Below are 10,858 nucleotides of genomic sequence, written 5' to 3'. Positions count from 1 at the left end.
TCGCCTTTTAGCTTATTCAGCCCAACTTCACATAATTATCAACACAACCTAGAGCAAGTTGGGATACTTCACGTCGATAGAGGCTCTAGCAAGACGACAGCATACGATGCGATCGCGGCTTCATTGCCGACGGCATCGAGCTTTTCGTTGGTGGTTGCTTTAACGCCTACTCGATCCGCCGGGAGATGCAGCGCTTCGGCAAGTCGTGATCGCATCGCGTCGATGTGGGGTTTAAGTTTCGGGCGTTCGGCAACGACGACTGAATCAATATTAACGATTTGCCAGCCGCGATCGCGGATCAGGTGGTGAACCTGTTCTAGCAGCTTCAAACTATCTGCTCCAGCCCATTGTGGGTCGGTCGGTGGGAAGTAATGCCCAATATCGCCAAGACTGAGTGCCCCGAGCATCGCATCCATAATGGCGTGAGTTAGAACATCAGCGTCGCTATGACCCAGTAATCCCGTTTCATGGTCAATCTTGATGCCGCCGAGAATAAGATCTCGTCCTGCAACCAGACGATGAATATCGTATCCATTTCCGATTCTGATGGTCATTCTGTTAGATCAATTACTCGTATCACCTAACCGATTATGCCGCGTAACGACTCTCCTTAAAATCTCGATCAAATTTGCAGCATATCGGTATACTCGGTCAGCAATTCATCGTAAGTCAGACTATCTCCCTCTGCTTGAGGTGTCCACAGCAGTTCAAAAATCATCAGGTAGTCAGGACTGAGGCTAGAAATTTTTGCCAACACCTCTTTCAGCGCTTCAGTGGTTCGCACCTCTTGAAATAGCGGTTTATCATCTGCTGTTCCAACCAGTAGTGTCACCACAATGTAAGACGCTGGCTCTTGGTCTGGCTCTAGCGTGTAGTCTTTGTGAGTAACTTTACCACCAACGTTGGTTAGCGTTTCTTCGGTGTATTTAGTACGCTCGATGATCGACCATTTCTCAAACAAGCTCTCGCCTTCGTTCAGCGATTTCACCGTTTCCGAAGCCGTCTGCACATGCGACCAATTTTCCGGCATTCGCAACAACGCTAAAGCGGCTTCTTGAACATGCTGCTGCCGTCCTTCCGGTGTGTCTAGATCTGCCGTTTCAACAATTTGGGCAAGCTGGGACTGAATCGCTTTGCCTTGAGCCAGCAAAGCCACCTGAATTTTACTGACTGTTACGATGTCATTCGTTAGCTCAGTGCTACCTGTAGATCGCTTGCCTCTGTTTGCCCAGATCAAATACCAAACCACTAGCCCAACGCCGCCTACCGCTAGCAGCGCCATTAAACCGAACAATCCGCCGCCTACCGAGGTTCCATAGCCATAGCCGCCACCATAACCATAACCGCCATAACCGCCGCCATAGCCATAACCGCCTCCAGACCCACGGGAATTTTCTGGCGATCGCTGACTCCCCCTATTAGAAGGCGTCGATCGATTAAACGAGCCGCCTCGACTGCGCCCTCCACTGCTTTTGGCAAGGGCAGCTTGCTCAATGCGCCACGCTTGGGATTTAAGAGAACTGGGCACTGAAATGCTAAACGAGTTGAGCAGGCAGTAGCTCGCGATCGTAGCTCCAAGCAGCCGAGAAAAAGGCTTTGACATGACTTAAAGTAGTCCGTTAACGGTACTTCTATCTACACTCTCCTATTCTACGCATTCGGACGATTGCTGCTCATTGATCCACTGTTGGTACAAATCAGGACGGCGATCGCGGGTGCGCTCTTGCTGCTGCTGCCTGCGCCAGCGCTCAATTTCGGCATGATTGCCCGAGCGTAAAACAGGCGGCACTTCCAACTCTCGAAACACAGATGGGCGAGTGTATTGCGGATAGTCGAGCAACCCTGCTTCAAAGCTTTCTGCTTTGAGCGATTCTTCTTTACCCACCGTTCCGGGCAACAGTCGAATCGTTCCATTTAATAAGGCTAAAGCCGGAATTTCACCGCAGGTTAAGACAAAATCGCCCAACGACACTTCGCGCGTGACAAGCTGCATGACTCGTTCATCAACGCCCTCATAATGTCCGCAAATAATGATAATTTGATCAAAGTTTAAAGATAAATTTTTCAACAGTGGTTGATCCATCGCTTGACCTTGAGGCGTCACAAAAATTACATCCCGACGAGGCAAAACAGGCAAAGATTCAACTGCCGCGAAGATCGGTTCAGGCTTCATCAGCATGCCGACACCGCCGCCATACGGCTCATCATCTACCCGACGATGTTTGTCGATCGCAAAGTCTCGTGGATTGGTGAGATAAACCTCTGCAATCCCTTTCGCTAATGCTTTTCCAAGCAACCCAGAACTGAGCGGAGACCCAAAGAAATCAGGAAACAAAGTGACAATATCAAAACGCATAAAAGTTATTTGTGAATCGTAGGGCTGAACCCAAGTAAAGCCGCTAGTCCAGCACTTTGCTAGTTCAGCCTTTGAAGTAGGAACCTATGAGTAAGAATCGATCAGCGCCAATGGCTTAAAAAGGCTGATTGGTTCGTCAGCAAATGAGTGAGGACGGATTGTGAGCTTATGCTCAATTTCGTATCTAACCTATCTTCATCATCTCAACTTGACCTTCTAAAATTAAAACTTACAAAATTGAGCGGTGCTGATCTAACCAGTTTGTCCCCTAACGGCTTAAATTCCCCAAACCCTTACCCCATAGTCTTTCCCATGCTACATTTAGCCTTGCAATCTCTCGAATCAACCATGCCTCAACGCACTCAAACTGCCATTATGGTTATTGGGGGAGCAGAAGATAAAGTCCATGGCTGCGAAATCCTCCATAGCTTTTTTGGGCGCTCTGGTGGCGAAGATGCTCGCATTGCCATCTTACCGTGTGCCTCCCGCGAACCCACCTTAATTGGTGAGCGCTATCGCAGCATTTTTCAGACCATGGGTGCAAAAGCGATCGAGGTTCTCAACATCTGCGATCGCGACCAGTGCAGCGATCCGATTTTGCAGGAGTATGTCTCGAATTGCACGGGTGTGTTTATGACGGGCGGTGATCAGATCCGACTGTGCGGTATCTTGGCAGATACGCCGATGATGACAATTTTGCGATCGCGCGCTCAAGCGGGGGAAGTGACCTTAGCGGGAACCAGTGCTGGGGCAGCGGTGATGGGACATCACATGATCGCAGGCGGCGGGAGCGGGGAAACGCCAAATCATTCCATGGTGGATATGACTTTGGGGCTGGGCATTATTCCTGAAGTCATTGTGGATCAGCATTTTCATAATCGGAATCGGATGGCGCGGCTGATGAGCGCGATCGCTGGACACCGCGATCGCTTGGGCGTTGGCATTGATGAAGATACCTGCGCTGTGTTTGAAGGCGATGGCAGGTTACAAGTGATGGGTAAAGGAGCCGTTACCATTGTTGATCCAGGCGAGATGACGTACACCAATCAAGCTGAGGTAAACCGAACTGATCCGTTGTGCATTAGCAATTTGCGCGTTCACATCCTTAATGCAGGTCGCTGCTTTGACTTAGACAAACGCAAAATGATCCTTCCAACTCACTGAGGGCACAATCAGCTTTGATCAAACCAGCATTTTTGATCAAGCCACAGTGTTCTTTAAATCAAACCATCGTCATTCTCAATGCCTAATTGTTTAGGTCAAGGCTGACCAACATGTTGCTCAGTTGCCTCTCAGACAATTGTTCAAGGTGTTCAAAGGCAATTTCCTGAGATGGTGCATTGATGACCAACCGGTTCTCAAGCCTCTAGTAAGCTAGACTGACGTTGATTGCAGAGACGCTTTATCGCACAAACTGTTTATCCTGAACAGTTTCATGAGGTTCTTACCGCTCACACTGGATAACTGATCCGATTGGTAAAGGCGATTGCGTGCCACGACTCAACAACAGAGCTTTGCGATTCCAAGGGAAGCTCGCTCCGCGATCGCGAGCTGATTTCCGCTTTTATCTGCCAGTCCGTAACCCCTCTACGTCGTTCATATGAAGATTCTGAAGATTCTGACATTACGTGGCCCCAATTACTGGAGCATCCGCCGTCCCAAGTTGATTGTGATGCGCCTCGATTTAGAGACGCTGGCAGAAATACCGTCTAACGGAATTCCAGGCTTCTATGAGGGATTAGTCAGCACGTTGCCGTCTCTTGTCGAACATTTCTGCTCTCCTGGGTGTCGCGGGGGCTTTTTAAGTCGCGTGCAAAACGGAACCATGATGGGGCATATTGTTGAGCATGTCGCTTTAGAACTGCAAGAACTGGCGGGCATGGAAGTTGGGTTTGGGCGGACCCGCGAGACGGCAGAACCGGGCACCTACCAGGTGGTGATCGAGTACCAGAATGAGCAAGCGGGGCGGTACGCAGCGCGGGCGGCAGTGCGAATTTGCCAGGGCATCATTGAGCAAGGATCTTACCCGGCGTCAGAATTGGAGCAAGATTTAAAGGATCTTCGAGATCTTGCGTCAGAAGCGGCTTTGGGTCCAAGTACTGAAGCGCTAATCAAAGAAGCAGAGGCAAGAGACATTCCTTGGATGGAGGTAAGTGCTCGTGCCATGATTCAACTCGGCTATGGCGCACACCAAAAGCGCATCCAGGCAACTCTGAGTGGTCATACCAGCATTTTAGGCGTCGAACTGGCTTCAGATAAAGAAGGGACAAAGCAAGTGCTGCGGGCAGCAGGGGTTCCGGTTCCTAGGGGAACGGTGGTGAGCTATTTGGATGAACTCGAAGACGCGATCGCAGATGTTGGGGGCTATCCAATTGTCATCAAACCGCTTAACGGCAATCACGGACGCGGCATCACAATCAACATCACCAGTTGGAAACAAGCGGAAGCAGGGTACGATGCGGCAAAAGCGGTGTCTAAATCGGTGATTGTCGAGCGGTTCTATCAGGGGCGCGATCACCGCGTTCTGGTGGTGAATGGCAAAGTGGTTGCCGTAGCAGAACGGGTTCCGGCGCATGTTTTAGGGAACGGGCATTCTACAATTTCAGAGTTGATCGAGGAAACCAACCGCGACCCGCGTCGAGGGACAGGACACGACAATGTGCTGACCAAAATTGAGGTCGATCGCACCTCGTGGGAGTTGCTCGATCAAAAAGGCTACACGCTCGACACCGTGTTAGAGCCGGGAGAAGTATTTTATCTAAGATCCACAGCCAATTTGAGTACAGGAGGAATTGCCATCGATCGCACCGATGATATTCACCCTGAAAATGCCTGGTTAGCTCAACGGGTCGTTAAAATCATCGGATTGGACATCGCTGGAATTGATATTGTCACCTCCGATATTTCCCAGCCCTTGCGCGATGTTGATGCGGTCATTGTTGAAGTTAATGCCGCACCTGGATTCCGGATGCACGTTTGCCCCAGTGAAGGCATTCCTCGCAACGTTGCAGAACCCGTAATCGACATGCTATTTCCTCCTGGAACACCTAGTCGTGTGCCAATCGTTGCGATTACAGGAACGAACGGTAAAACCACCACGACGCGCCTGATCGCCCACATTTTCAAGCAAACGAACCAGATCGTTGGGTATACGACAACCGACGGAACGTACATTGGGGAGTACCTGGTTGAACCGGGAGACAACACAGGGCCTCAAAGCGCCCAACTGATTTTGCAAGATCCGACCGTCGAAGTTGCTGTCTTAGAGAGTGCAAGAGGCGGAATTCTGCGATCGGGCTTAGCCTTCAATCAATGTGATGTGGGCGTTGTCCTCAATGTCGCTGCCGATCACTTGGGCTTGGGGGATATCAACAGCATTGAGGCCATGGCGAAAGTGAAGGGCGTCATTGCAGAGACTACGATGCCCAATGGATACGCGGTGTTGAATGCTGATGATCCCTTAGTTTCAGCGATGGCAGAACGCACTTCTGCTCAAGTCGCTTATTTCTCCATGAATCCTGAAAATGAGCTGATTCGGGCTCATTCTCAACGCGGGGGACTGGCTGCTGTCTACGAAAACGGGTATCTATCAATCCTCAAAGGCGATTGGACGCTCCGGATTGAGCAAGCGGTCAATGTCCCCTTAACTTTGGGTGGACGAGCGCCCTTTATGATTGCGAATGCATTAGCAGCAAGCTTAGCGGCTTTTGCGCAAGGCGTGCGGATCGAAGACATTCGATCCGCGCTCGTAACGTTCCAGGCCTCCACCAAGCAGACTCCTGGACGAATGAATCTATTTGATTTGGGACGGTTCCATGCCTTGGTTGATTATGCTCACAATGTCCACAGCTATGAGGCACTCGGTGGATTTGTGCGAAATTGGACGACGGGCGAACGCATCGGTGTGATTGGCAGTCCAGGCGATCGTCGCAACGAGGATCTGGTGATGCTGGGAAGACTGTCGGCGGGCATCTTCGATCGCATCATCATTAAAGAAGACGACGACACGCGGGGGCGCGATCGCGGCGATGCAGCAAACTGGATTCGGCTCGGTATCACTCAAGTCAACGCCAGCGCTCAGCACGATGTCATTCTAGATGAGACGACTGCTGTTCATACTGCTTTGGATGGTGCGTCCCCTGGAAGCCTCGTCGTGATTCTACCTGAAAGCGTCAATCGCGCGATTCAATTGATTGAGGAGCGCAATCCAGTTCAGGTGATCGCGTCTGTTGAATCAAGCGGAGCAGAGAAGAGAACGATCGTTGCCTCGGAGGCGTTTCAGTCTAAAGAAGCGGTTTCAACGCATTCGGGTGTCTAATTGGAGAATTACGCAGATGGAGCCGATGATCGAGGGCATTCACAAATTGATCATCGGCTCCGCCTATTGTTGGCTGCTATCTCCCTAGTCGTCAGAGGTGTGATCATCCTCGGTTTCATCCCCTGACTTTGTGATTCCCTCCTTAAAACTCCGCAACGTCTTCCCAAACGTGCCGCCTAACTCTGGAATCTTCTTTGGACCAAAAATCAGAATTGCAACGACACCGACAATGACCACTTCAGTCCAGCCCAGGTTAAACATAGTCGTCTCCAGTTAGTGTCGTCTCCAGTTAGTCGTTTCCATTTTAAGGGGCGAAGGGGCGGGAACACACTATCCTCGCTCAATCGGCATGTTTAGCCACTGGCTCAACTCGTTTGCGACCCATTCCAGTTCGGCTTCACTGGCGATTCCAAGTCCTCCCTTCGTTGCCGTCAACTGAAACTCTTTCCAGTTGGTACGAATCTCAAGCACGGCAGGCTTTTGGACGCGATCGCCATCCGAATCTTTGACCGAATGCCTAGGAATGTAGACGAGCTTATAGATACTTTGACGTGGATCTGGACGTGGACGCGAATACTCAAATCCAAACATTTCCCAGGTTTGTGAAATCTTTTGAGCATCAATTTTTAGGCGCATTGAGCCGAACATCGGAAACAAAACGCCAAGCGCCATCGTGATGCCAACGCTCCAGAACGGAAGAGAAAATAACAGAAATGGAATATTCAATGGAAATGGAATCTGAAGGGCAAACAGCGACCAGAAAAAGATGAATGAATTCCACGCGATCGCAAAGGGAGCCAAGAAAACTCCTGTAATATGAAACCCGCTCGGCGGAATCAGAACTTCAAAAGCTTGGCTGGTTTGAGTGAGACGAATCTTGCTGCCTACGGGCTGTTGAACCGCAATTTGTTGAACCGTAACGGATGCAACTTGCGGAGCTTGGAGAGCATTGAGGGCTTCTTGGGCGGTGCGAAATCGTTTCTTTAGGCTTGGTTCTGTCATGTGTCTCAGCCACTTTACCAGCGCTGGACGGAGGCTCACCAACGATTCAAATTCAATGCGCAAGTCATCTTGCGGCAGGTCAGCCGGGTGTTGTCCCGTTGCAAGGTAGATCAGCGTTGCCCCCAAACCATAGAGGTCAGACGCTGGAGCAACTCGTCCGCCAAACTGCTCTGGTGGCATGTAGCCATAGGTTCCAACGATCGTCCTTGTGCCGCCTTCTTTGGCAACGCAGTTTTGTACAGACCCAAAATCAACAAGATAAACCTGACCAGGACTATTTCCAGAACGGTTTCCTAGCAAGATGTTACTCGGTTTGAGATCGCGATGAATGACAGACGGTTGACGCTGGTGTAAATAGGTCAGGATTTCCAATAAGTCTTGAGCAAGCTGCTGAACATCTGTTTCGCTAAAGGTGCGTCCGGCTTTTAGGTGTTGTTCTAGCGACAGCGCATCAATATAAGTTTGAACCAGGGCAAACCCTTTACGAGCGGGTTCATCAACCTCGAAATAATCTAGATAGCTTGGAATTGCCGCATGAGATAGTCCTTGTAGCGTTGCGGCTTCACGCTCAAATAGTTTGAGGTCATCCCAGCCAAAATCACTGCCAAACAGAAGCAGTTTGATCACCACAAGAGTGTCGGTCTGAGTATCTCGGGCGAGAAACGTCTGTCGACCTGCTTTTTTGCCCAGTTGCCGTTCAAGCTGATAACGATTTGCTAGGAGATACATAAGCGTTGTCTGAAATGCATTCTCGATCGCTGCTTCTATCCTATGCCTTTCTCACTTGAGCCGCATCCAGAGCCTGCAGCGCTTGCATAGCAGATTTCAAGCGGTTCTCTAGGTCAATTTCTGTCATCCACATGAGCCAATCTGCAAATTCTGGAGTGAGGTTAGACCACGGTTCACAATTGAGTTGTTCAAAATTGATCCGGTTGTCTTTGTGCAGTAGCTGAAAGGGACGTTTGCTCGTGACGATCGCAATGATGGTCAGCCCCAAACTATACAAATCGGATGCCGTTAGTGCCTGTCCACTTAACTGCTCTGGGGGTGAGTAATCGTGCGTGCTGAGAAGCGTAAAGGCGATGCCGTCGTGCTGATTAAACAGGGTTCTGACGGAGCCAAAATCGACTAAATGGACTTTTTTATTAGCAAGAATAATGCTGCTGGGCTTGATATCTCGATGCACGATCGCGGGACGGCGGCTTTGTAAATAAATCAGAATGTATAAGATGGACTTTGCAATTTGCTTGGCTTCTGCCTCGGTAAAAGTGCGGTTGGCGGTAAAGCAGTCTTCGAGCGATCGCCCGTTTACATAGGTCTGCACCAATGCCAGCGATCGCCCCGTCGGAAGAGTCTGCTGAAAATAGTCTAAATAGGTTGGAATGCAGGGATGAGACAGGGATTTGAGAATTTCTGCCTCTTGCTCAAACAGGTTCAGATCGTCCTGTCGCACCTTCTCATCGATGGGTAGAAGCTTAATGACCACCTGTTGATTGGACTGAAGATCTCTGGCAAGCAGGGTCGAGCGACTCGCTTGTTGACCCAGTTCTCGTTCAATGATGTAGCGATCGCTTAATACTTGACCCACAATTGTTTGTCCCAGTCTACTCTTTACAGTCGCCATAACCTCTGTCACAACCTTCAAACTGATATCCTGAAACAAACCTTGTTTATCCCTTTCTTATGTCTTCCCTTTCAGCCTCATCTATTCGTGAACAGCAGCATCCCTTAATCCGGAATTTAGCAAACGCCATCGAATCCACATGGCAGCGTTATCTAGATCTATCTCCGTACCGATTACCAGAGGATTTGGGCTACGTCGAAGGACGGATGGAGGGCGAAAAGTTGGTGATTGAGAATGCGTGCTACGAAGCTCCTCAGTTTCGGAAGCTGCATATGGAACTCGCGAAGGTGGGGACGATGTTGGATATTCTGCATTGCGTTATGTTTCCCCGTCCGGAGTATGCGTTACCGATGTTTGGGACAGATTTGGTCGGGGGGCGCGGACAGGCGATTAGTATGGCGATCGTGGATCTCTCGCCTACGGATGAGGCGCGATCGCTGTCTGTGGAATATCAAGCCAGTTTAAGTGCATTGCCAACGGTGGAGTTTTCTGAACAGCGCCCGGTTCCAGAGTGGGGCGATATTTTCTCGAATTTCTGTCTGTTGGTGCGTCCGACGAATCCGGAGGAGGAAAAGGCGTTTTTGTCGCGGGTGATTCAGTATTTGGAGGTGCATTGTCAACGGGCGATCGCTACGGCTCCGACGCCAGAACGACGGGATGAGATTTTGGCGAGTCAGCGCTATTACTGCGCTCAACAGCAGTTGAATGATAAGACGCGGCGGGTGTTGGAGAAGGCGTTTGGTGAGGCGTGGGCAGAGCGCTATCTTACTACCGTTTTGTTTGATGTGGTGGAATAGGCTAGCTGAGATGAAATCTTGGTGGTGGAGCGATCGGGGTTTGTCGTTGAACTTCAAACATTCAACGATGAAGCTCGGACATTCACGCTTGAACCTCTAAGCATCAGCGATGAAGGTCAAACATTCGCGCTTGAATGATCAACATTCACGCTTGATGCTCAGACTTTCAACGATGAAGCTCAAACATTCGCCGTTGATGCTTAGACTTTCACGCTTGAACCTCTGAACATCAGCGATGCAGCCCAAACATTCAACGACGAACCTTAAACATTCGCGCTTGAACCTCTGAGCATCAACGGCGAATGTTTGAGGTTGGAGAGCGAAGGTGCGGGGTTGATGATTGAACGGTGCGATCGTCGATCGATGCGGCGCGATCGCATCATTTATTGCGGGCATTTTAGGGTCATTGGTAATTTGCCAACGGGAACTGACCATGACCCTATACAAAAACAAATACCGGATTGAATCAGCCCGCAAACCTGGATGGGATTACGCCGGAAATGGCGCATATTTCATCACCATTTGCACCCAGAATCGGCAGCATTTCTTTGGCAATATTCAGAATGGAATTATGGATTTGTCGATCGCGGGTGAAATTGCCCAAAAATTGTGGTGGGAAATTCCCGATCGGTTTCCCCACGTTCAATTAAACGCATTCATCGTCATGCCCAACCATATCCACGGGATTTGATCATCGATCGGTTACCCGGTAATGCTATAGATCTGTTGTTTTTGGCTGGTGAATCTGTTGGAATGGAGGA

General features: G+C 49.9%; 10 protein-coding genes. 4 read left to right on the top strand and 6 right to left on the bottom strand.

The annotated features are described in order from the left end of the window. Positions 1 to 68 precede the first annotated feature (68 nt). From ispF to trmD, 3 genes are all read right to left on the bottom strand, one after another. Positions 69 to 554 carry a 2-C-methyl-D-erythritol 2,4-cyclodiphosphate synthase gene (ispF, locus tag AC5JLB_RS08260; RefSeq protein ID WP_495873350.1) on the bottom strand — a complete coding sequence of 162 codons (486 nt, stop codon included), beginning with the start codon at positions 552 to 554 and terminating at the stop codon, positions 69 to 71. 68 nt (positions 555 to 622) lie between these two features. Next, positions 623 to 1,603 carry a DUF1517 domain-containing protein gene (locus tag AC5JLB_RS08255; RefSeq protein WP_495873349.1) on the bottom strand — a complete coding sequence of 327 codons (981 nt, stop codon included), beginning with the start codon at positions 1,601 to 1,603 and terminating at the stop codon, positions 623 to 625. Positions 1,604 to 1,645: 42 nt separating this feature from the next. Further along, positions 1,646 to 2,356 (bottom strand): tRNA (guanosine(37)-N1)-methyltransferase TrmD, encoded by a 711-nt coding sequence (trmD, locus tag AC5JLB_RS08250; protein WP_495873348.1) that lies wholly within the window; start codon positions 2,354 to 2,356, stop codon positions 1,646 to 1,648. A 348-nt stretch (positions 2,357 to 2,704) separates the two neighbouring features. On the opposite strand from trmD, the gene AC5JLB_RS08245 reads away from it, so the two are divergent. Next, positions 2,705 to 3,520, top strand: coding sequence for a cyanophycinase (locus AC5JLB_RS08245; RefSeq protein WP_495873347.1), 816 nt, complete (start codon positions 2,705 to 2,707; stop codon positions 3,518 to 3,520). Positions 3,521 to 3,956: 436 nt separating this feature from the next. Further along, complete coding sequence (cphA, locus tag AC5JLB_RS08240) at positions 3,957 to 6,674, top strand: cyanophycin synthetase (protein ID WP_495873346.1); 2,718 nt, start codon at positions 3,957 to 3,959, stop codon at positions 6,672 to 6,674. A gap of 84 nt (positions 6,675 to 6,758) precedes the next feature. Here the strand turns inward: cphA and AC5JLB_RS08235 are convergent, their stop codons facing one another. The 3 genes from AC5JLB_RS08235 to AC5JLB_RS08225 form a co-directional block, all read right to left on the bottom strand. Continuing rightward, positions 6,759 to 6,935: a Sec-independent protein translocase subunit TatA/TatB gene (locus AC5JLB_RS08235; protein WP_495873345.1), complete on the bottom strand. Its 177-nt coding sequence runs from the start codon at positions 6,933 to 6,935 to the stop codon at positions 6,759 to 6,761. 69 nt (positions 6,936 to 7,004) lie between these two features. Further along, positions 7,005 to 8,405, bottom strand: coding sequence for a serine/threonine protein kinase (locus tag AC5JLB_RS08230; RefSeq protein ID WP_495873344.1), 1,401 nt, complete (start codon positions 8,403 to 8,405; stop codon positions 7,005 to 7,007). Between the two features lie 40 nt (positions 8,406 to 8,445). Then, positions 8,446 to 9,300 (bottom strand): serine/threonine protein kinase, encoded by an 855-nt coding sequence (locus AC5JLB_RS08225; RefSeq protein ID WP_495873343.1) that lies wholly within the window; start codon positions 9,298 to 9,300, stop codon positions 8,446 to 8,448. A 59-nt stretch (positions 9,301 to 9,359) separates the two neighbouring features. On the opposite strand from AC5JLB_RS08225, the gene AC5JLB_RS08220 reads away from it, so the two are divergent. After that, positions 9,360 to 10,097 carry a phycocyanobilin:ferredoxin oxidoreductase gene (locus AC5JLB_RS08220; RefSeq protein WP_495873342.1) on the top strand — a complete coding sequence of 246 codons (738 nt, stop codon included), beginning with the start codon at positions 9,360 to 9,362 and terminating at the stop codon, positions 10,095 to 10,097. A gap of 340 nt (positions 10,098 to 10,437) precedes the next feature. Continuing rightward, positions 10,438 to 10,788 carry a transposase gene (locus AC5JLB_RS08215; protein WP_495873341.1) on the top strand — a complete coding sequence of 117 codons (351 nt, stop codon included), beginning with the start codon at positions 10,438 to 10,440 and terminating at the stop codon, positions 10,786 to 10,788. Positions 10,789 to 10,858 lie beyond the last annotated feature (70 nt).

Source organism: Myxacorys chilensis, from assembly GCF_059505265.1.
The sequence above is the reverse complement of the archived record's forward strand: the minus strand, read 5'-3'. Positions and strand labels throughout refer to the sequence as shown.